Here is a 22290-nt window from a genome sequence, read left to right on the forward strand (position 1 = left end):
TTGTAGGCGTAAAAGCTGGCATTGCATGGATTTTATCTACTTTATTGACCTCTTAGGAACGATGGTCTTTGCGATTTCGGGTGCTATGGCGGCAAACCGAAAAGGTATAGATGTATTTGGAGCCACCTTTATGGGCTTCGTGACTGCCATTGGTGGCGGTTCGCTTCGCGATGTATTTTTAAATATTCGTCCCGTTTGGGTTGAAGATGGTAATTATTTGATTGCGATCTTCGCCGGGGTAACCATATCCATCCTTTTCAATAAACGTTTAGACAGTTTCGCCCGCACCCTTTTCTTATTTGATGCGATCGGTATTGGTTTCTTTACGGTGGTAGGGGTTCAGAAGTCCTTAAGTTATGAAAGCAGCGCTATTGCTGCTGTAATGTTGGGTATGTTCTCAGCGAGTATGGGCGGTGTAATCCGGGATACCTTAATGAATGAGACGCCACTGATTCTGAGAAAAGAGATTTATGCTTCCGCATGCTTAGCAGGTGCCGTTTGCTATGTGCTATTGCAAATGACACCTATTTCGGAAAATATCAATGCTTTTGTGAGTGCGAGCATGGTTTTTATTATTCGCTTTCTATCGGTTCGCTATAATCTATCCCTTCCTTCGGTTCCTATGGTCGAGAAGGAAGAATAAGGTTTAAGGTTCTCAGTTCCTTTATGGCAAGATAAAGTCTGTCCATGTTGCGATTTTTTGGGAATCATCATTGCTCAATTGCTTATACCAGTTACTTCCAGTTCCAACATATCGCCCAGCTTTCAGCACAATTGTATGGCCTGCAGATACTTCAGCGGTCAAGCCTTTCACGTCTTCAGCGACTTGGGTAAATCGGAAAGACTCCTTTGGCCCCGCAATTCCCATCTGCCCTTGGTGGTTGGAGCCTGAAGCCCAAAGTGTGCCATTCGTTTTTAGGAAATATGAGTAGAAATTGTTTGGGTAAACATTCGCCACTTGCTCGCCGACCTTGTGTGGGTAAGTCGGGTCTTGACTTTTCAAGCCAATTCCTTGCACACCGTTCGCATTTCCTCCAAAACTCCACGCCTCATCTTTATTATTAATCATCATCACATTATTCCCTCTAGCACGCACTAATTTAATCTGATTGGCTACTTTCTTGAACGTAAGTTGGTTTCCGTCGGTCTTATAACCTAACTTACCGTATAAATCATCACCCGCAGACCATAAGGTCGAATCCGTTTTCAAAAGCTAGATATTAGAGAAGCCTGTAGCAATCTGTGACACATTAGAAGCGATCTTGGTCAATGGAAGTTTGTCATACGTTCTGGAACCTATCCCAAATTCTCCGTGCCCGTTTTGACCAAAGCCCCAAACTGTACCATCAGTCTTTAAAATAGCAACAAAGTAATTCTCTGCCGAAATGTCTATGGCACCAATCGCAATTTTCTCAAGTGGTTTATTATCTTTCACATCCGCTAAATCTTCGACATAGTATCTATCAGATCCCCATACAAGTTGCCTTCAACTTTCTTCACATTTTGTTCAATCAATTTATAGCCTTTGTCCTTCGTCCCTACTTCTGCAGTAAAAATGCCCCCGCGCGCCCAATGCGAATTATCTGGTTTTATGACATAGGTTACATCGTCTATCGCATAAACCCGCAACTGGTTCACGCCTACTCCCCATTCATAATCAGGTTCATCTTTATCTTTTTTACAAGCCGACAGTAGACATGAGCAAAGCAATCCAAATAATAAGTGATATCTTTTCAGGGTATCTGGTTTTGAGTTCGATAATCTTTAACGACTCAAATGAAGTAAAATAAAACGGTAAAGGAAGGATGGTTGGACGGTAGGTCGAGCGGAATTATATAATTGCAATAGCGATTATTAATCTTTAAGTGGCTTTAAGTAGAAAGAGCCGCAAAATTGTTGCGGCTCTTTTGTGATTCTATATAAGTTGTGTTTCAGCGATCTGCTGTAACGATTTTATCTACCCTTCTTCATTAATGGGAAAGACATTTTGTAAGAAACGCGAACTTGCCCCTTAGAGATGGAGTCTAGTTTACCCTTCAACATCGCCTTTTTTAATGGACTAAGCTTGTCGATAAATAGCTTTCCTTCGATATGGTCGTACTCATGCTGAACAACACGAGCAGCAAGCCCGGTTAACTCTTCTTCTTGCTCTTCGAAGTTCTCGTCCAAGTAATTGATAATGACATTCTCTTGGCGCATCACTTCCTCATTGATATGCGGAATACTTAAGCAACCTTCACTAAACGCCCATTTATTGCCTGACTCTTCCACCAAAATAGGGTTGATGAATACCCGTTTAAAGTCTTTTGCAGTAGGGTCCCCTGGTCCATCTTCGTCATCCTCACCAAACGGAGACGCATCGATTACGAATAAACGGATAGGAAGGCCCACTTGTGGTGCTGCGATTCCTACGCCATTTGCCGCGTACATGGTTTCGAACATGTTGGCGATTGTCTCTTTCAAATTTGGATAATCCTCATCAATCTCTTCGGTTTTCTTCCTCAAAACCGGATCTCCATATGCAACTATAGGTAACTTCATCTGAATAATTTTACGGTACAAAGTTATTAATAATTTAGGATTGCCACATATTGTTGTTAAATAGAGTAATTTTGGCGCATGGCAAACGCTGGTATGATCGGACTGTTGAACTTCATTGGTTATGGGCTAAAGCTCAGCCCGGCGATGACGGAATATGCTAACTATACGCTCATTACAGCGGAGGGAATGGGCTTTGCGATACATTATTATACAGATGTTTCACAAGGAACGATCGCCGGTTCGGGCGAAAAGACAATCCATATTTCCGAAGATCAGCTACGTCGCGATGCGAAAAAGATATACAACCGCCTGAAGGTGCAAGCGGGGCGAGCGGAAAAGGTCTATGCCCGTTCGACTGTAGCGGTTAGGATTGATAAGCGCATTGCTCTGGGTTTTCTAAAAGACCATCATTTGCAGGTAGCACTGCCGGGCAAATATCGCTACGGCCTATATCATCAGGGAGAACTGGTTTCCCTTGCTGTGTTTAGTGGCGGCCGACGAATGCACAATAAAACAGAAGATTACCGATCGTTTGAATTGATTCGATTTTGCCATAAAAGCGATATCGTCGTGATTGGCGGTCTTTCTAAACTGATTCAGGCATTCATCAAAGATTTTAAACCGAGCGATATCATGACTTACGTCGATGCGGATTGGACACAGGATTCCAGTTTGCAGAAGATAGGTTTTCAAGTAGATAAGACCCTTCCCGGACAACGATTCTGGATTACTCCCAACCAGCAAATCCCCATATTGGCGGATGAGGAGCTATCTGCATTAAAGGAAAAGTATCCAGAGGGCTATTTGCACTATAGCAGCGGGAGCACAAAATTGATTCTATCGCTGTAATTCCTTTAGGATTTTACTATATTTAATCTTTAATCAATCGAAATACACTCATTTATGAAACGAAAACTTCGCATGGGCATGGTCGGTGGTGGAAATGACGCGTTTATAGGCGCCGTTCACCGCATTGCAGCCTTTATGGATGGAAAAATAGAATTAGTATGTGGTTCTTTCAGCGTTAATCCCGAGATTTCTTTGCAGTCTGCAAGAGATTTATTTGTCGCTGAAGACCGTGTTTATGCAACATACGAAGAGATGATCGAGAAGGAAGCGCAGTTGCCGGAAGGCGAGCGTATGGACTTCGTAACGATCGTTACGCCTAACTTCTTACACTTTGCTCCTGCAAAACTGGCTTTAGAAAATGGCTTTGACGTTGTTGTCGAGAAGCCGATGACTGTATCTTTAGAAGAGGCACAGGAGCTTCAGGCTGTTGTTGAGCGCACAGGTCGCACCTTATGTTTGACCCATACTTACTCAGGGTATCCGATGGTAAAACAGGCGAAGGCGATGGTGAAAGAAGGGCACTTCGGCAAGATCCGCAAGATTGTTGTCGAGTATCCGCAGGGTTGGTTAAGCCGCTTGAGCGAGCGTGAGGGCAATGCTGGGGCTGCATGGCGCGCAGATCCGAAGCGTTCGGGCAAGTCTTTAGTAATGGGCGATATCGGTACACATGCCGCGCATTTAGCAGAATATGTTACGGGATTGAAGATTCAAGAGGTTTGTGCAGATCTGACAACATTCGTTGAAGGCAGATTATTGGACGATGATGGTTCGGTATTATTGCGTTTTGAGGATGGAGCAAAGGGTGTTTTGATGGCATCGCAGATTTCTGCGGGTGAAGAAAATGCTGTTCGCATTCGTGTATATGGCGAAAAAGGTGGATTGGAATGGGCGAATGAAGATCCTAATAACTTAATCGTTAAGATGCTGGATCAGCCTAGACAGTTATACCGCACGGGTAATGCGTATGCTGCTCCATTTACATTAAGCAGCTTTGCGACACATAATACGCGTATTCCTGCAGGGCATCCGGAAGGATTATTGGAGTCTTTTGCAAACATTTACCGTAACTTTGCATTAACTGTATCGGGTAAGAAAGAAGGTGTAACGCCATCTGCTGAAGCGCAGGACTTTCCGAATGTTTACGACGGTGTGCGCGGAATGGCCTTCATCGATACGGTGGTAAAAAGCAACGATAGCAACGAGAAATGGACAAAATTTGTGATCTAAAGACGACACAAGACATTGTAAAATACATTAATCGGGCGAAAGAAACACTTTCGCCTGATTTGCTTTTGATTCTCATCGGACCTACAGCTTCCGGCAAAACGAAGTTAGCCGTCGAACTGGCAAAGGCACTCGATGGGGAAATTATCTCTGCCGACTCGAGGCAGGTGTACCAAGGATTAGATATCGGAACGGGCAAAGATTTGAAAGAATATGACGGCATCCCCTATCATCTTATTGATATCGCACCTCCGACAACGCAATATTCGGTTAAGGAATTCGTAAAAGATTTTGATATCGCTTATCAGGATATCATCCGTAGAGGGAAGCTTCCGATACTCTGCGGCGGAACGGGGTCTTATGTTCAAACGCTATTACAGCCTCAGCCCTATAGCTCGATTCCGAAAGACGATACATTCCATGTGGAACATGCTGCATTCACGAAAGCGGAGCTCATCGATAAAATCAAAGCTGAGGAAATCCCATCCGACTTTCAGATTGATTGGGATAGCCACAACCGATTAATAAGAGCCTTAGAAATCATCCGCTACCTAGAGACAAACGAGCTACCAATAGACTCAGCAAATAAACAATACCCATACCTTATCATGGCATTAAATCCTTCATTGGAAACTCGACGAGGCCGAATCGATAAGCGCTTGTCGGCAAGGATGGAAGAGGGTTTAATTCCGGAGGTTCAGGGTTTATTGGAAAGCGGTCTTAGCCATGATCAATTGCAATGGTTTGGATTGGAATACAAGTATGCTTCCTATTACCTATTAGGCAAGCTAACGTTGGAGGAATTCCATGATAAGCTTCGGACAGAAATCCATCGCTTTGCAAAGCGACAGATGACTTATTTTCGCAAAATGGAGAAAGACGGGCTAGCAATCCACTGGCTTGTTAATTATCGGTAAAACCTACTCATTCAGCGGCTTATTGATTATTTTTAGACTAACCAAACACAGTCATTGGAATTTTAAAAAACGAAAAGAGGCGACCTAGGTCGCCTCTTTTAAAGTTTAATTTCTTCGTCTTTGGCATTAAAGAAGTGGAATTCCGTCAGGTAATATGAGGACATCTCCTTCACTTTAATCCATTTTCCGTATTTGAAAAACCATTTTAACCTTCTCGAGACAAAACCTTTGGTAATGTAGGCCGCAATATAAGGGTGAACACATAAGGTTACTCCCTTCTCGTTTTGCTCTTGTAGTATGAAGCTTAAATTATTCTCAATGTCGTCCAGTAAGACGATGCTGGATCTAATTTCGCCGGTACCATCACAAGCAGGACATTTCTCATTGGTCACAATGCTCATTTCTGGTCTTACCCGTTGTCTAGTAATCTGTACTAATCCAAATTTACTAGGAGGAAGAATCGTATGTCTCGCACGATCGCTCGCCATACATTCTTTTAAGAATCCATACAATTCTTTTCTATTGGTTGCTTTGTGCATATCGATAAAATCGATTACCACAATGCCGCCCATATCCCTCAGCCTAAGCTGTCGGGCAATTTCTTTCGCAGCTTCCTTATTTACTAGAAGCGCGTTATCTTCTTGATTTTCCTTATTGGCAATGCGGTTTCCGCTATTGACATCAATTACGTGCAGTGCTTCAGTATGCTCAATTACGAGATATGCACCACCCTGCAAATTGACCGTCTTGCCAAAAGACGCCTTAATTTGCCTTTCTACACCGAAATGGTCGAAAATAGGTTCTTTACCTTTATAGTGTTTAACTATTTTTTCTAAATCGGGAGAAATCTCCTGTATATATGATTTTACCTCTTCAAAGATATCTGCATCATTAACATAGATATGAGAGAATTCATCGGTAAGAATATCGCGCAATATTGTCGAAGCGCGATCCATTTCACCTAATACTTTTTGAGGAGGTTCAGCTGTTTTAAGACGTTTGGTAAATAGTTCCCATTTAGAAATCAGGTCGAGTAGATCTTTTTGCATTTCTTCTACCCCTTTGCCTTCAGAGACTGTTCGAATGATTACCCCAAAATTAGCGGGTTTAATACTCTCGACTATTTTCTTCAGTCTGTTTCTTTCGGCACTACCTTTTATTTTCTTGGAAATGGAAACCGAACTTGAGAAAGGGACCAACACCACAAAACGACCAGCGATGGATAAGTCGGAACTTAGCCTTGGGCCCTTAGTGGATATCGGTTCTTTTGCGATTTGCACTGGCAACAGCGTGTTACGGCTAAGAATATCCGATATTTTTCCAGCTTTGTCAATGTCCTTTTCAAGTTTTAAACTATTGAGCAGTTTCTCTTGATAACTGCCGTTCTTTACCACTCTGGTAAGTTTAAGCAATGACTGTACTTGAGGTCCGAGGTCAAGGTAATGCAAGAACGCATCCTTTTCGTAGCCTACATCTACGAATGCTGCATTCAGACCGGGCATGATTTTCTTTACTCTTCCTAGGTAAATATCTCCTACCGCGTAGTTATTGTCTGCTTGCTCTCGGTTTAACTCAACCAGTTGCTTATCCTGTAGTAAAGCAATAGTCACCCCCTTATCGGGGACTGAATCGATAATTAATTCCTTTACCAACAGCTACTGAAATTAAGGACTATTGTGGACTCGCTCCACAACATAAATTGTCCGGTTAAACAAAAAACCGTTTAATGAAAAAAACAATCTATGATGCTTATACCATCATAGATTGTAACCACATATTTTTTAAAAATAAACGTTAAACGTTATTTTTTCTTGTGTCTATTTTTTCTTAAACGTTTTTTGCGCTTGTGAGTAGCCATTTTGTGTCTTTTTCTTTTTTTTCCGCTTGGCATAGCTTTAATGTTTTTAAATGATTATTACTAATTGTTAATTACTTACTTAGCTCATCAATACGTCTGTCGATGAACTGGGAGAGACTTGGATCGGCGGCTAACCCTTTACTTTTTTGAAAAGCAGCGATAGCTTCGTTCTTCATCCCTATATTTTCATAGCCAGTGGCTAAATAGAAGTACGATTCAGCATCAGGCCTCTGCTCAATTACGGTTTTGAAACGTTCGATAGCTTTATCGAACTGTCTAGACTGTAAGGAGAATAAACCTAATGTTTTATTAGCTTCTAGATTTTTCGGCTCGGCTTTCACTACCTCTTGCAGTAGTGCAATACCAGCCATCGGGTTGTTTGTTCCGGTTACCATTGCGGCACCTAGCCCTGTTTTAGCGTCCAAGCTAGCACCATTCAACTCGACAGCTTTCTCGTATGCCGCAATCGCTTGTTGATTCAATGCTTTCGCGGTTGTTGTGTCTTGAAGATTCGTGTAAGCTTTACGGTAGGCATTTCCAGCTTTCAACCAAAGGTCGAATTTAGGTGAAATTTTTGCCATTTCCTCATACAATAATGCTTGAGGGGCAAATTTTTCAAGGTCGTTCCATTTATCAGCTAATTGTTGGTAGATCGCTACTTTCTCATCTCCATCCGCTTTATCCGCTTTCGCTTCCAAATCAGTGATTTCATTTAAGATAGCAGGATTAAGGCCACGCTTGGCAGCTTCGGATGCTGCGCTCAGGGTAATTTGATTTGCAGGAGCCTCTGTGGTAGCAGCTCCTGCAGTATTTTTCTCTTGATCAACCAAGCCTTTCACAGGTCGTAGAACAAGGAATCCCATGATTAGGACAACTACTGCTACGACGATGATCTGGATTTGCTTGGTATTTTTCATGAATCAATACTTATTTTTTGTTCCCGTTTTTAACTTTTTCTACAAAAACTTTTGCAGGTTTGAAACTTGGCACAAAGTGCTCAGGGATAATAATAGCTGTGTTTTTGGAAATGTTACGAGCTGTTTTTTCTGCTCTCTTTTTCACTACAAAACTACCAAAACCTCTCACATACACATTCTCACCGCCAACCATTGCGTTTTTTACCACTTTGAAGAATGCTTCTACGGTTTCCTGTACATCAACCTTCTCTAAACCAGTTTTGTTAGAGATTTCTGCAATAATTTCTGCTTTAGTCATATCTATATTTACTCTAATTAATCTAAACCCTTGGCATCTTTGCCCTTTTGGGGATGCAAAAGTATTCTTTTAAAATGAGTAATGGAAATATTTTCATGTTTTTTTGCAGACCAAATATCTACTATTCAAGTATTTAGTCTTATTTCCCCCAATTTTACATTTCAAAAGGCTCGCAAAGTTACAATTATTTTATTGACAATCAAAGTTTTAATCGATGTTGCGACATCAAAACTTCTGCTAATTGCGATATATCACTTTCCTCATGCAGTGCGGATATTACAATTCGGTTTAGTAGCGGGCTCGTCGGCAAAGGATATGGAAAACTGGAAATTAGCACCTGATGCTGCACTAAGTAACGATATAAATTGGGATCATGCGAAGTAAAAACCGGGAAATTGGGGATATTATGATATCCCTCTAGATTCGAGAAAAGCGCCTTAGCGATGTCAATGTTTTGATGCAATTTATCGAACGCAGACTCATAAATCCGATTGCCGTGAACTAATGCATATAAAGCAGCAGGCGAGCTTGGCGAAGCGCCCATGTAGATAGGATGCTTCCTGATTTTCTCCAGGGTAGCAGCATTTCCCAGTACGACCCCCGCATCGGTTCCTAGTCCTTTTGCCAAAGAAGCCAAAACAACAATTTCTATGTTTTTCGCAGCCCCCAACGCCCTCAAATCCGTCGACAATGCATTCTTGTTCAGCACTCCTATTCCGTGAGAATCATCCAGTATTAGTAACACATTCTTATCCTCGGCAATATTCTGAAAATCAGAGAAATCAAACAATTCAGGCGTAAGATTATCGATCGCGTTGGATATGATCACGAAATCAGATTCCGAGCTATTATTTATCTTATCGATTACCTCCGTTTTCCATGCCGAAAAGGATAACCCGACCTTTGGATCTTCCGCTATCCATAAAGAAGGATGCGCGCCAGGCGCATAAAGAACAGAACGGTTTTCGACTACAGATTTTACAGCGACCTGAGCCGCCAGGTATCCCGAAGAAAGCAATACCGCATCCTCGAATCCAAATCTACCTGCCATAAATTTTTCCGCTTCCGCATAAACCCCAAGCTGTAAATTATTGGTTCTGGACGTCCCGTTATTCAGCCCATACCTGTCAATTCCTTCCTTAAACAGCTCGATATAGTCCTTATTATCGAGCAGGCCTAAGTAAGCTGTTCCTCCAAAAAACTGATATGATTGATCGTCCAAGTGAATAGTACGTCCGGTCGGCTGCGAAAGATTACGAAAAGTTTTCATGCTGGTTATCTGAACTACAAATGTACAAAATCAAACCATACAGAAATCAACAGTTCATCCATAGAAAACAACAGTTCGGCGACAATAAATTCGCTAAGGCAAGCATTGGCAATACTTTTAACAAAAACACAAGCCATGCGAATACCAGCACCCTCAACCTCAGATCAGGAATCTGAAATTGTATTTTCATCATTATGCAAATGCCGAGGTAATCGTTAGTCGCGAGCGAGTAAACGATTTCAAAGAATGGATTGAATAATATCTTCTTAGTAAAGATGGAATTTTAACGGGATATTGACCCCAACCGAAAAAGTAAACCCATCGATCGGTTTAAAGTCTTTTTTGGTATTGATATCAAAACCGTAGCCGGCTGCAAATTCCAGCAGATTGAATACTCCAATCCCGGCCTTGGCAGTCGCGGTGTAAGGAGTTATTTCCCCTTTCAGAAAAGGCCAAACCGCAACATTGTTCAAATAATAGGTCGCTCCAAATTGCGGGATGACCGTCGTCTTATCCATCATCCATGTAAAATTGGCTCCTCCATCTAGTTTGAGGTACTGTGACTGATTGATCGCAAACATCCCCCATGCCGAAGCCTTCAGAAAACTACCGCTCTGATACTGATATCCGACCGATGGACCAAAGATCCATCCCGTAGCCCTCTTCTCTTGGGCATGCAGCTGCACGCTTGTAAATAGCACTAAAACTAGAAGGTAAAACGCTCTTTTCATACACATGTTGACTTTAATGCAAGATAGAATTTTTAGCTCAAAAACAGATAAGCTATATAATCTCCATCACCTGCACATACTTATCTCCCAGCTTCTGTTTAAGCCTTTGCTTATTCTACTTGATCGCTTCCAGAGATATACCCAGGACATTGGCTGTTTCGGCAGCAGTAAGCCCTAGTTTCTGCAACATAATAAATCGGATATTGTTTTCCGTGAGTTCCGGAATCCATTTTTTCAATTGATTATAATAGTTTGGATAAGCCTCGTCGAAAGTCATATTGAAATTCTGCCACCCATCTTCGGTTAAGATATGCGACTGCAACACCTGCTTCAGCTTCCCATTTTTCTCTTCTATCTCGGCTAATGTCGATTTATTGATACGAACTATTTCTCGTTGCAAGCTTTCAATCTGTCGATTTTTATCCGTCAAGAATCGAAGGTAATCGGCTAGTGTTTTATGCGCCTGTTCGAGCTTCTGATCGAGCAAGGTTTTTTCCAAGCGATAGGCTAACACTTTCTTTTCGTATCGATGATACCGGGCGAACATTTTGCGACGGAAGTCGATATAGGCAATAATCAGGATACCTATGCCCAATACTAGCACCACGATATACATATTACGAGCGAAGCGCCCTTGCTGCACCTTGAGGTTCGTGATACTCGCCTCATTCAAATAGCGCTCTTTGGCGGCCAAAACTCTCGCCCTTTGAATTACTTGGGCGTCCTCCCCATAGATCGTACTATCCTTCAGCATCCCAAGGTTCCGGCGAATAGCGAGCTCCATTTCCGAATCTCTTTTATGCTCCGCGATCTTAAGCCTTAATTGCTCCACTTCGATCAGGAAATCGGTTCTTGACGGGTTACTTTTAAGTTCTTCTCCCAACTTGTCCAGCAGGAATTCCGCAGCATGCATGTCGCCCTTGGCCATTAAAACCTTCGCATTGATGATCTCTGCATACTGTTGATTGGTTTTATCGCCACTTTCTTCGCTCAACATCACATCTTGGTCAACGTAATGTAATGCCGAGTCAAGCTCCCCTTTGCCTAAGTTAACCATTGCTAGCATGCCATTCACGCGAGCTAGCCTAGCCTTTGCATCTATTTGCAATGCCATCGTCTTCGCATCGTTTAAGTAGGCCAAGGCTACCGTTGTATCCTTTTCATGCAAGTGGCACAAAGCCAAATTGTCCAAGATGGACGTCTTCAATTCTGATGGGTCCCGTGCCAAAAATGCTGCTTCTTTTAGGTAATGTATAGCGTCTTTATATTCGCCTATCGTGCAGAAAAAGAAGCCTAAGGAACGGTAGGATTCCTCTGGAATGATCTGATCGTCATACCGGATATCATCGATCTTAAACGAGGCGTTCATTAAATAAGGCAGGCATTTCTCCAATAAGTTAAATCGATAATAATAATTTGCTAACTCTATTTGAACCCATAGGCCAAGCGCTTCATCCTCAGACTGGGTCGCCAAATCACGTGCTTTCTTATAATACGCCGTACTTATCGTGTTAATCTGTTCTATCTTGCGGCTAGTACCCCGCCCCATCAATGCATAATAGACCACCTTTTGCTTTACCACATCTCCTTTTAAAGCACGCTGACGCAAGGGTGTTAAAACTCTTTAAGTGCAATAGTATCGGCTCCAAAACTCCTCTCTTTCTGAATAAAATAAGTCAACGAGGCATTGTTGTTGTCCTTTTTTTCGCGTGCTTGGAGCACCAATAAAAACGTCAACAATAAAGATAACATGAGAAATCTTACTGTATAATATCCAGCCATAAGTTGATTGGCGAGAAGGCCTCGCAAATGTAATTTTGTGTGATTTTACCACCTAATATACGATAAACCAATACTTCCTGTAAATAAGCGTCGCATATACCCATGTTAAAAATAGATTTGTAAATGATACTCTACACGAATTCCTCGTTAGCTAATCGAATTAAGTTGTGTTACTGAGGATTGCATAGTGAGCATTTCTCCTGCGAACTTTATCAATTGAAAGAGCTTTTTTGTAAATTCGTAGTCTGTGTACACGCACATCAACCACAATAAACTATGGAAAACCTATTAGCAGAACGTACTAAGGAATTACTCGGCATCTTAAAGAAACGCTTTGAAAAACATATGGATCGGCACCTTGGCTTAGACTGGACAGAGGTCGAAAACAAACTGATGAAATCCCCAGCGGCGCTTTCCGCGCTTCATCTCATGGAGGAAACGGAAGGCGAGCCCGATGTTATAGCCTACGACAAGACTAAGGGAACCATCACTTTTGGCGACTGTAGCGCGGAGAGCCCAAAAGGCCGACGCAGCATCTGCTATGATCAAGCCGCTTTAGACTCCCGCAAAGAACATAAACCCAAACAGAGCGCAATGGGGATGGCTAAAGAAATGGGCATAGAAATTATGGATGAGCAGCAATACGCCGCCCTGCAAGCCTTAGGAAAATTTGATAATAAAACTTCCTCTTGGCTCAAGACTCCGGATGCAGTGCGGAAACTCGGAGGCGCCATTTTTGGGGATTATCGCTACGATCGTGTATTTACCTATCATAACGGAGCAGAATCCTATTATGCCGCACGTGGATTCCGCGGTATAATTGAAATAGCTTAGTCCCTTTCGAAGCCCTTTCAAACCCAATGTAAAGCCATATGAAAGCTCTTCCGAAGCGACTATATGTTGGGTTTAATTAAACCTTGATTAGCGAGTGACTCAATGAAGTTTAATCGTTGGCTGCTCGCAGAAACCTAAAACCTAAACCCAAGATCCTATGCTGCGTTTTATCGCTCTTCTTTCTCTATTCATTCTAGCAAATAGCGTTTCGCTGTCGCATGCACAGCAAAATCCACAGGATATACAGTTTACAAGGCAGGCTGTGAAGCGCTTTATATTCGATGAGCAACAAAAAATCCCGCTGGCATCTTTGGAACCGAAGAACATCATCGGTTTGAATTCCATGCATCCAGAACTATCCGATGAAGACGGACAGAAAGGATTTACCATAGAAAAGGGACATTTGCGAATTACAGGAAGTTCGAGTAAGGCTTCTCGGATTTGGCTTTCCGGATTCAATCCATTTGCCTGTTATCGCATTTCTTTCGCGAGCTTCGATGCAAAGGGCGAATTGGGTTTTGAGTTTTCCGACCCAAAACGTGAAAATCGCTTTCAGATCAGTATATCCGCAAAGGGGCAACAGCTCATTCAGGTGCATGCAGATATTGCTCGCGCAGGGAAGACAGTACTGGACAGCAATATCCTGCAGTATAACGAACCATTAAACCTAGCGAACAGTCAATTGATTTTGCAAATGTTGGGGAGTGGTTTAGTGCTATATCTACAGCAGGAGGTGCGCCCCGTAGTTATCGCACAGCTAGACTTTAGCCAATATCTCGATCTGCGAGAGAAGGCTCTGATACAAGGCCTCCAGACTTCCTTATATTCCAGTCTTTCTTCTGGTACAGCGGAAATACAACGAGCGGAAGTTTTTCTGAGCTCGGGAATAGGCTTGGCAGATATCCGGGCGATAACCTACGAAAATGGAGATCCAATGTTGGATCAGGATCGCCTTTGGTACACAATGACCGTTCGGGGCAGAGCTTTACCGCATCATTTGCAAGGTGTGTTCAGTATGAATCCGAATACATTTGACCTCAAGTTCGAGGGCATCATTGTCTTCGATCGTTCGGATGGTATTTTACGTAATGAGGTTGCCTCCCACATTTTTTACGATCGAAGGGAGCAGGTCTGGCGAGGAATTACGACCGGCTTTAGCGCATATGCAAACCCGAAAAAGGAGAAGAAACAACTTTTAGCCGTAGAGAGCAAAAAGGATCCCCGCTTTGGTTATTCCGTGATGAGCGCGGTTCCTTTTGGTGTCGTGGGCGATATTGAAGATCCGCATATCCTATATGATGAGAATATGGGAAAATGGCGCATATTGACCTGCGAAAATATCGACGGCTACCAAGCCATCATGTTAGAATCCGATTTTTGGAATAAGGAATATAGGCGTATCGCAGGTCCCGTAAAGCATAACTCCACCGGCACTTCGATGCAGAAGATTGATGGTAAACTATATTGTTTTTCCGGGAGCTCGGAGCGCGAGATTTTTATCTACAATTACCCGAATCTTGAAAAAGTAGGAACATTAAGAATGGATCTTCCTCCTTGGGACAAAGAATCAGGAACGCGAACTTGGCCAAACGTACTGCAATTACCAGCAGGATACCCGATGAAGTATATCGCATTGATGATGGATCGCTTCAACTATCCAGGGCTGAAAGGCCCCAACTGGAGCTATGGAGCTTTGTATTTGTACTACGGTTATTAGATTAAGCCTTTACGCCGACCTTCTCGCCAATTTTCACTAGCGTTTCGATGCGTTTTTCAGAATGCTCAATAATATCAGCGTCGGGTTTAATGGTTCCTTTTTTAAAGATCTGCACCACCGTAGAGCCACCATATTCGAAATATCCTTTTTCTTCACCACGACGGAAAGAACCAGCGTCGTAATTGCGCTGCACAATCTTACCGACAAGTAAAGCGCCGACTTCCAGGTGTAATACATCACCAAAGTTTTCTGTATGAAGAACTGTTAGTTCACGATAATTTTTAGCGATTAAGGCCCTTGTTTCGGCAAGTGCCAAGGGGTGCACGGAGTGTAATACGCCTTTAATTTTCACCACCGGATCTTGGGTTCCGTTATCGATATAACCATAGCGGTGATAATCGTTTGGTGCCAATCTGTACACAAAGCACCAACCATCCTTATATTGTTCGGCTAATTCCTTATCCTTCAATAAGGCTTCTAAATTATACCAATAGCCCTTTACAGGAATGCTGCTGACCTGAGCTAGGTCGAAGATCATTAATCTAGAGTCTGCCGGCGATATCAGGTGTTCTGGAGTTTCGTCTATCGGACGAGCACCTTCTTTAAGCTCCCGAATAAAAAATTCGTTGAAGCATCGGAAGGACTGTATAGGTTCTTTAATCTCATCCACATTGATGTTGTAGTGCTCAATAAATTTTGGGATTTGCCCTAAGCTTTTCGGCGAGTTAACATGGCGCGCATAAGCTTTAGACACCATCTTTTTATTGAGTAACGACTTCGTCAAGGCCCTTCCTAAGGTGTTTTTATATAAGAACGCTAAACCGTTTACTTTATAAGTATTCTCGTATTCAATTTCCTTAGTTTGTCTATTATATAGCTGCGGAACCTTCATGTGATTTACAAATTAAAGCCCAAATTTAATAAATAGCATTCAATTGTGGGTATTTCCGCAAAACTCTTCCTTCCCTGTAGTTTTCCTGTAGCGATAATTAGTTTTGATACGTATAGCTTATATCCAATAAAAATCATATTATGAATCAATTAGCAAAGTTCAATTTTCTTCTCTTTATCATTTTCCTAGTGACTTCATGTTCGAAATTCGACTTAGAGTTTGAGGATAAATATGAAAATAGCCTGCGTAAATGGGAAGATTTTAAGAGAGAAAGCAACAACAGCTACAGCTATACGACCTATTCGGGCAGCTGGACAGGTTGGTCTGCGGAAATAACTTTAAAGATCGAAAACGGGAAGATTAAGCATGTAAGCTATATTGTTCCTAGTATTGCTCCGACGAAACGCCCCGAAAATGGCTGGACCAAGGAATCATTTATAGAACCAATGAGAAAAAAAGGCTACTCGGAAGAAGAGCTAAAGAAAGTCGAGGAGCAACGTTTTTGGGAGAAAATGGAATGGACTGAGGAGGAATCGGATTTAGGTAGCCACGGCGATTATTATTTGCTCACGCTGGACGATGTGTACCGTTTAGCGAAAGAGAATTGGCTGGTTAAAGGCAAAGGCGTAACTAACTATTTAGAAACTGAGCATGATGGACTAATTTCGAAGGTTGGAAAAATTGAGGAAAATTGTGCAGACGACTGCTTTGAAGGCGTGCAAATTACCGCTATTGAAAAGAAATAAACCTTTCATCATTCCTTGGAAACACCCACGGGGATGAAATTTCTCGATTCCCTTTGAAAACAAACCGTATAAAAAAAGCATTGCTGCTTGATATCAATGATTTCAAGCAGCAATGCTTAATTGTAAACCTTCATTTATTTTTTACCGCCTCTAAGTATTGCGACCAAAAGTAGGATGAATACTGCGGCACCAATCACCCAAACCCAAGGCTTGGTGTAAAAAGCTCCACCGTCCCCTTTATCGATATCTACATTGATATCCAAACCTTTTTCCTGTGCAAATGCTTGCGCCGACATCAGAATAAACATAATGAATGCGATAGGGCGCATATTAAACATCTCTCTTTTCATAGTTCACGTAATTTTAAGTTTATAGGATAATAAACAAGGTTGCCCGCTAAATGTTTGGACACAGATTTTTATTTTCGACAAGTAATTTTCGCTAGAACTCTACGAAAATACGCATACAACGGTGTATTATACCCGAACATAATTCTTGTTCAACCATTTATGTAGCTAGAATGTTCCCCATATAAAATCAATGAAATTATGGATGTTCTAGGGAATAGTACACAGTTAACACAGCAAACAATCGTTAACGGAAATTTCCACGAGGTCTGTAGCTGGAATTGGAAGGGAATAGACGCAAGCCTTATACAGGACAGACGGGAGATTTTATTGCAAGTTCATTTATCGTCGAATGTCTGCCTTTTGACACGCCCCATAACACTCATTGACCAAATAGAAAGCCTTAACATTCTACACCATTCCGACTCTGCTGTTCATATTTCCCTAGCATCTGTAATAGGCAACTATGCTATCGAAATCAATTTCGACACAAATTTCGATTTTGCAATAGCGTGGAAAACGACATTTACTCCCAAGCGAAATATGCGAAATCTCACCAGAATGGCAGAGAATTTCGTACGGATATCACCACAAAAAGATGCAAGCTCAGGGGAAATCTATCTAGCGCAGACCCAATTGCGATCCGGGCTCTGCTACTTCCAGGTCAAATCATTACCAGGTAGTCTATTCTATTTCCAAAATTTGACTTCCCTTAATGAGTTTGCTGAGGATAGTAGGAGTACTTTGGCCGATACGGTAAGAATTGATTTCCCTGATTTTGGTTTCTACCTTCCGGCGGAATTCGAAGGCATGCTTCAGGCTGGCAAACCATACGTACTAAGCGATGCTCAGCTTTACTATTCATCTATATCCCTAAAAGACGATCTTACGATCTCCGAACAATATGATCGCTATCTCTATGCTGCCTATCAGCAGCTGGACAAACCACCTATACGCCTTGCTCCGATACATCGCTATGCCAAAAGGGTTTTAGACGATCTAGCAAATACGGTCGGCTGTTGGCAACAAATTGCTGATCACCCATATCTCAATGCCTACATAAACGATTACAAAACCCCTGCTGAGAGCATGGTGCAAGCTGCGGTGTTATCTGCGCTGTTCCAATACGGCAACAAGTTCAACAAAACGAAGGCCAAGCAACTCTGCCAAGTTCTGTTGGAAGGAATTGGAGCTTTTTATGACGAAAAGATCAAATCGATTGGTCGTTGGATTCCTGATAAGGCGCACCACTTGGATCATTCAGAGGAGCAAAAGAAAGCGCGTATAATGGATTCCTGGTATCTGCACCATCCGCTATTACATCTCATTTCCGTTTTAAAAGATTATCCTTTTTCGGGAGGACTGAAGCAGCAAGTCGAAGACTCTCTAGATTACTGTATAAAAGTGGCGCATCACTTTGATTATCGCTGGCCTATTTTTTATGATATCGATACCTTAGCTGTCGTCAAGCGGGAGGCTCAACCAGGAGATGCGGGGCAGAAGGATGTCGGCGGACTGTATGCCTTACTGATGCTACAAGCGTATCAGCTTTTTGGGAAAATAAATTTTTTGAAAGAAGCCAAACGTGCTGGCAAGACTCTATTCGACTATGGTTTAGAGCTTCTTTATCAGTCCAACAATACCGCATACACAGCTGAAGCACTGGTTTCCTTGTGGTCTGTCAGCAAAGAAGAGAAATATTTATCCTACAGCTACCTCTGCTTATCGAATCTACTGCGGAATACGTCCCTATGGAATCGACAATATGGGAATGCCAAGGAATATCCCTCTTTTTTTTCCTTATATCCGCTAAAGGATGCCCCATACGCTGCCGTGTTTGAAGAACAAGAATGTATCGCATCAATCTATCGTTATCTCAGATTGCTTCAGCAGGAGGGGGCAACGATGCCTGCTGAATTGGAAGGTATGGCTTGTGAGTATGTGAAATACGCTTCAGCGCGTGTACCTTACTATTCTCCTGCACTCCTCCCTGCCGACATTCTAGCTGAAGAACCGAAGACGGGCTACTTATTGGCGGATTCATGGATACCCTTGGAAGACCTCGGTGATGGATGGGATCCTGTCGGACAGGTGGGCCAAGAGGTTTACGGCGCAGGCGCCCTATTTCAGCTGGCTCATCTGCAACTTATTCCATTGGCGGAAGATCAGTTCTGTCATCTTGATTATCCCTACGTCCTCGTTTCCGACGGAGACAAGCGTACGGTGGTTCATGTTTTTGGAGACAAACAGTTTTCCTTCAATCTACAACTGGTCGGTCGCCGTCGTCATCAGTACAGCATAACTTCAGAAAATGGGGAAAAAATAGTTTTAGACCGCTACAATAAAACGTATGAATTTGCAGGCGGACAGAGAATCACAATTAATCGTATATGATATGAATAGAACAAAAAAAATCTTTTTAACTGGCGGTACGGCAGGTATCGGCAGAGCGACGACACTCCAGTTGGCTGAAGAAGGCTTCGATGTATTTGTTATCGGTCGGGACGGGCAGAAATTGGACGATTTGTTAAACGACGCGAAGGACTTAGGGGTAGCGGATCGCATCGCTTACGAACTACAGGACTTAACAGACCAAGCAGCACTTCCAGATTTCTTGCGCAGCGTTTGGGAATCTCATGGTCCTTTTGACGTGTTGATCAACAATGCCAGCGTAGGCTTCTCAGGCGTGGTTGATGCAGAACATCAAGACATAGTTTATATGACCAAGACAAACTTAGATGCCTACCTTCTTTTATCCAGTTTTTTCGCTGAGAGGATGATCGCACAAAAAATTGAGGGCGATATTATCAATATCGGATCGATGAGTTCGGATACCCGAGACGGAGGTAGTTCTGGGTATGTAGCAAGCAAAGCGGGCATACAAGGATTTACGGAGGCGCTTCGTAAAGAAATAAATCCGCACAACATTCGAGTCACATTGATTGAGCCGGGTTCGGTAGGAACCGATATGCAGTCGCCTTCTCCCGAGGAACAAGCTGAACTGCAAGAAAAAAAAGAGATGTTAAAGGCGGAAGATATATCGCGTCTGATCAGTTTTGTCATAAATCAAGACCGACGGGTCACCATCGTAGAAGTCAAAGTAAAACCATTACGGCAATTTATCTAATATCAGTTTTTTATGCAACGAAATTTTTGGTATAGAAATAGTCTATCGATTGTTTTTATAGCGCTTTTTATTTTAGCCTTAATTGCGCAGGTTTATTTTGGCTGGAAAGAACAAGCATCGCTATATCAGGAAGAAGGTTCATTCTTAGGATTCTCGACTTATCTGACCAGTGGACATTTTCTGTCGGCTACCTTCGAGAATTTTCAAAGTGAGTTTCTGCAGATGGCCATGTATGTGATTCTAACGATTTCTTTGCGCCAAATCGGTTCGGCAGAATCAAAAAAACTTTCAGGTACGGAAGAGGTGGATCGAGAGCCGGTTGCACATCGCGACGCTCCCCGGCCTGTAAAGCAAGGTGGGTGGCGCCTTATGCTCTACAAGCGATCGCTTTCTATTGCCTTTATAGTCCTCTTCTTGTTCTCCTGGATTGGACATTTATACGGCAGTTTTCTCAATGTTAATGAAGAGCATGCTTTGAAAAAGGAGCCGTTAGTTGGCTTATCGGAATTCCTGACGGAACCTACGTTTTGGTTCGAAACCTTTCAGAATTGGCAGAGCGAATTTCTGTCTGTTGCATCAATCGTTATTTTGTCGATTTACTTGCGTCAAAAGGGCTCACCGGAATCAAAACCGGTCGATAGCCCACATATGGAGACAGGAAAGGGCGGCTAATCAGCCGCCCCTTATTTATTAATCCACTAAATTTTTCAATAGTTCATCCAAACATACCGTTGCATATGTCGACTCTTGGTCGGAGTATGCGTATGGCAATATCAGATGATTGTTATGGATAATCTGTCCACAAGAATAGAGGACGTTTGGTACATAACCATTTCGCTCGGTTTCATTGGCAAACAAAAGCGGTTTTTTCAGTTTTCCGATTACTTTAGTAGGGTCTTCAAGATCCAATAAAAGAGCGCCGATGGAATATTCGCGCATAGGACCTACGGAATGGGTAATAACCAACCATCCTTCTTTGGTCTCTACCGGTGACCCACAGTTTCCTACTTGAATAAATTCCCACGGGTATTCAGGTTCTCCAACAAGCTTAATCTCCTCGTGCCAATTGGTGAGGGAGTTGGAGAATGCCACGTAGCTATTTTCTCCATCTACACGGCAGAGCATAGCATATTTCCCCTTAATTTTCCGCGGAAATAGAGCTGCGCCCTTGTTAGCGATTTTACCGTTTAAAGGCTGTATTTTGAAGTTGACAAAATCCTTAGTAGACAATAGTTTTGGAAGAATTGAATATCCATCATACGCAGTATAAGTAGCATAGTATGTTGCTTTGCCTTTGTCGGAAATAAACTGTACAAAACGAGCATCTTCGATTCCGTTTTTCTCGGTATCCGATATGGGGAAAATAACCCGTTCTGAGATAGAAGTATCGCGGGAATAAGATATTTCATAATGCGAGGATGCTAACCACAGCATTTGTTGCATTAGAATCTGACTGTCGTAACTTAAATCTTCCTGTTCCTCTTTTATTTCCCTGACGAAACGTTGCAACTCGTCGTAGGTAAAAGTGTCCGTCAGCTTGTCTTCAATTACCTTTTGCACATGCTCTTCCGGCTGATGCAAATCAACGAGCCTTTCGATGAATTCCGCTTTTTTATAACGGTGATTTTTAATATGCTTGGGTTTATCCAATAATATACCGACTTCATCGAGATGTATATCTAAGTTTTTGTCGATAACGGCGGACCGGAATACGATTGACGAAAGATGCCCCTCGCCCACCGCTCTGAAGCTCATAATAATTCTTTTTTCTCCTTCATGCGTTTGCGATTGATCGGGCGACAGCACGATAGAGGGATTGAAGTACGCCGCCGCTTCAATAGAATACTCCATCGTAAAGTACGAACCTATCAGTAAGATATCCTCATCGGAAAGCGATTGCTTGCTGATCTTCAGCTCCTTGAGTATTGGTTCGACGACGGTAAAATTTCGTTCCAGTATGTTGATGATACTGCGATGTCGACTAGCGTAATTTCGGAGAATTTGATTAAGTATGCTTTCCTTATCAACCTCTGACATGCTCAACACCCGATTGATTATCTTTTTCGAGCGTTCTGGCGATAAGACGAATCTTCGCGCGAGTACTCTATCCAGTTTAGGTTTAAAGAATATGTTTTTTCGAGTTATTGTAATTCCCATATTATTTTATTTAGTAGGTTTTGTTATAACATCTAAATCCCTAAAAGTGTTCATTGTCAGATTGATTTAATATTTAACCAACG

General features: G+C 42.3%; 23 protein-coding genes. 10 read left to right on the forward strand and 13 right to left on the reverse strand.

Annotated features, from left to right (window positions below; all coding sequences use genetic code 11):
* Window positions 1-25 precede the first annotated feature (25 nt).
* On the forward strand, window positions 26-643 hold the full coding sequence (locus DSM08_RS18510) for a trimeric intracellular cation channel family protein (protein ID WP_149527522.1): 618 nt from the start codon (window positions 26-28) through the stop codon (window positions 641-643).
* A gap of 21 nt (window positions 644-664) precedes the next feature.
* On the opposite strand, the gene DSM08_RS18515 is transcribed toward DSM08_RS18510, so the two are convergent.
* From DSM08_RS18515 to def, 4 genes are all read right to left on the reverse strand, one after another.
* Window positions 665-1210, reverse strand: coding sequence for an RCC1 domain-containing protein (locus DSM08_RS18515; protein ID WP_149527523.1), 546 nt, complete (start codon window positions 1208-1210; stop codon window positions 665-667).
* A 3-nt stretch (window positions 1211-1213) separates the two neighbouring features.
* Window positions 1214-1435 carry an RCC1 domain-containing protein gene (locus DSM08_RS18520; protein WP_149527524.1) on the reverse strand — a complete coding sequence of 74 codons (222 nt, stop codon included), beginning with the start codon at window positions 1433-1435 and terminating at the stop codon, window positions 1214-1216.
* 5 nt (window positions 1436-1440) lie between these two features.
* The gene (locus DSM08_RS18525) at window positions 1441-1710 is read right to left on the reverse strand and encodes a hypothetical protein (protein WP_149527525.1); all 270 of its coding nucleotides are present in this window, start codon (window positions 1708-1710) and stop codon (window positions 1441-1443) included.
* A gap of 243 nt (window positions 1711-1953) precedes the next feature.
* Window positions 1954-2541 carry a peptide deformylase gene (gene def, locus DSM08_RS18530; protein ID WP_149527526.1) on the reverse strand — a complete coding sequence of 196 codons (588 nt, stop codon included), beginning with the start codon at window positions 2539-2541 and terminating at the stop codon, window positions 1954-1956.
* Between the two features lie 78 nt (window positions 2542-2619).
* On the opposite strand from def, the gene DSM08_RS18535 reads away from it, so the two are divergent.
* From DSM08_RS18535 to miaA, 3 genes are read left to right on the forward strand one after another with little or no spacing between them, the layout of a single operon-like run.
* Window positions 2620-3390 carry a hypothetical protein gene (locus tag DSM08_RS18535; RefSeq protein WP_149527527.1) on the forward strand — a complete coding sequence of 257 codons (771 nt, stop codon included), beginning with the start codon at window positions 2620-2622 and terminating at the stop codon, window positions 3388-3390.
* 54 nt (window positions 3391-3444) lie between these two features.
* Entirely contained in the window at window positions 3445-4617 is a 1173-nt protein-coding gene (locus DSM08_RS18540) for a Gfo/Idh/MocA family protein (RefSeq protein WP_149527528.1), read from the forward strand.
* The gene (miaA, locus tag DSM08_RS18545; RefSeq protein ID WP_149527529.1) at window positions 4596-5531 is read left to right on the forward strand and encodes a tRNA (adenosine(37)-N6)-dimethylallyltransferase MiaA; all 936 of its coding nucleotides are present in this window, start codon (window positions 4596-4598) and stop codon (window positions 5529-5531) included. Before DSM08_RS18540 ends, miaA begins: the two co-directional genes overlap by 22 nt.
* A gap of 98 nt (window positions 5532-5629) precedes the next feature.
* On the opposite strand, the gene DSM08_RS18550 is transcribed toward miaA, so the two are convergent.
* The 6 genes from DSM08_RS18550 to DSM08_RS18575 all read right to left on the reverse strand — a co-directional run bounded on the left by DSM08_RS18550 (window position 5630) and on the right by DSM08_RS18575 (window position 12214).
* Complete coding sequence (locus tag DSM08_RS18550; protein WP_149527530.1) at window positions 5630-7183, reverse strand: Rne/Rng family ribonuclease; 1554 nt, start codon at window positions 7181-7183, stop codon at window positions 5630-5632.
* A 277-nt stretch (window positions 7184-7460) separates the two neighbouring features.
* Entirely contained in the window at window positions 7461-8306 is an 846-nt protein-coding gene (locus DSM08_RS18555; RefSeq protein WP_149527531.1) for a tetratricopeptide repeat protein, read from the reverse strand.
* A gap of 10 nt (window positions 8307-8316) precedes the next feature.
* Window positions 8317-8604, reverse strand: coding sequence for an HU family DNA-binding protein (locus tag DSM08_RS18560; RefSeq protein WP_149527532.1), 288 nt, complete (start codon window positions 8602-8604; stop codon window positions 8317-8319).
* Between the two features lie 199 nt (window positions 8605-8803).
* Window positions 8804-9874: an aminotransferase class I/II-fold pyridoxal phosphate-dependent enzyme gene (locus DSM08_RS18565; protein WP_149527533.1), complete on the reverse strand. Its 1071-nt coding sequence runs from the start codon at window positions 9872-9874 to the stop codon at window positions 8804-8806.
* Window positions 9875-10140: 266 nt separating this feature from the next.
* Window positions 10141-10605, reverse strand: coding sequence for a hypothetical protein (locus tag DSM08_RS18570; RefSeq protein WP_149527534.1), 465 nt, complete (start codon window positions 10603-10605; stop codon window positions 10141-10143).
* A gap of 115 nt (window positions 10606-10720) precedes the next feature.
* Window positions 10721-12214, reverse strand: coding sequence for a hypothetical protein (locus DSM08_RS18575; RefSeq protein WP_149527535.1), 1494 nt, complete (start codon window positions 12212-12214; stop codon window positions 10721-10723).
* A 449-nt stretch (window positions 12215-12663) separates the two neighbouring features.
* Between DSM08_RS18575 and DSM08_RS18580 the strand changes: the two genes are divergently transcribed.
* Window positions 12664-13221 (forward strand): DUF4256 domain-containing protein, encoded by a 558-nt coding sequence (locus DSM08_RS18580; RefSeq protein ID WP_149527536.1) that lies wholly within the window; start codon window positions 12664-12666, stop codon window positions 13219-13221.
* Between the two features lie 157 nt (window positions 13222-13378).
* Window positions 13379-14938 carry a hypothetical protein gene (locus tag DSM08_RS18585; protein ID WP_149527537.1) on the forward strand — a complete coding sequence of 520 codons (1560 nt, stop codon included), beginning with the start codon at window positions 13379-13381 and terminating at the stop codon, window positions 14936-14938.
* Between the two features lies 1 nt (window position 14939).
* Here DSM08_RS18585 and DSM08_RS18590 read toward each other — a convergent pair whose 3' ends face one another.
* Entirely contained in the window at window positions 14940-15830 is an 891-nt protein-coding gene (locus tag DSM08_RS18590) for a phosphatidylserine decarboxylase (RefSeq protein WP_149527538.1), read from the reverse strand.
* Between the two features lie 140 nt (window positions 15831-15970).
* Between DSM08_RS18590 and DSM08_RS18595 the strand changes: the two genes are divergently transcribed.
* Window positions 15971-16576: a hypothetical protein gene (locus DSM08_RS18595; RefSeq protein ID WP_149527539.1), complete on the forward strand. Its 606-nt coding sequence runs from the start codon at window positions 15971-15973 to the stop codon at window positions 16574-16576.
* 134 nt (window positions 16577-16710) lie between these two features.
* On the opposite strand, the gene DSM08_RS18600 is transcribed toward DSM08_RS18595, so the two are convergent.
* Window positions 16711-16926 carry a hypothetical protein gene (locus DSM08_RS18600; RefSeq protein WP_149527540.1) on the reverse strand — a complete coding sequence of 72 codons (216 nt, stop codon included), beginning with the start codon at window positions 16924-16926 and terminating at the stop codon, window positions 16711-16713.
* Window positions 16927-17124: 198 nt separating this feature from the next.
* Here DSM08_RS18600 and DSM08_RS18605 point away from each other — a divergent pair, with 198 nt between their 5' ends.
* The 3 genes from DSM08_RS18605 to DSM08_RS18615 are packed head-to-tail and all read left to right on the forward strand — an operon-like array spanning window position 17125 to window position 20722.
* Window positions 17125-19317 (forward strand): hypothetical protein, encoded by a 2193-nt coding sequence (locus DSM08_RS18605; RefSeq protein WP_149527541.1) that lies wholly within the window; start codon window positions 17125-17127, stop codon window positions 19315-19317.
* Window position 19318: 1 nt separating this feature from the next.
* Entirely contained in the window at window positions 19319-20050 is a 732-nt protein-coding gene (locus tag DSM08_RS18610; RefSeq protein WP_187773916.1) for an SDR family oxidoreductase, read from the forward strand.
* Window positions 20051-20062: 12 nt separating this feature from the next.
* Window positions 20063-20722 (forward strand): DUF6766 family protein, encoded by a 660-nt coding sequence (locus tag DSM08_RS18615; RefSeq protein ID WP_149527543.1) that lies wholly within the window; start codon window positions 20063-20065, stop codon window positions 20720-20722.
* An 18-nt stretch (window positions 20723-20740) separates the two neighbouring features.
* On the opposite strand, the gene DSM08_RS18620 is transcribed toward DSM08_RS18615, so the two are convergent.
* Window positions 20741-22207: a glycoside hydrolase family 130 protein gene (locus tag DSM08_RS18620; RefSeq protein ID WP_149527544.1), complete on the reverse strand. Its 1467-nt coding sequence runs from the start codon at window positions 22205-22207 to the stop codon at window positions 20741-20743.
* Between the last annotated feature and the right edge of the window lie 83 nt (window positions 22208-22290).

The organism is Sphingobacterium hotanense (assembly GCF_008274825.1).
GTDB classification, from domain to species: Bacteria; Bacteroidota; Bacteroidia; order Sphingobacteriales; family Sphingobacteriaceae; genus Sphingobacterium; species Sphingobacterium hotanense.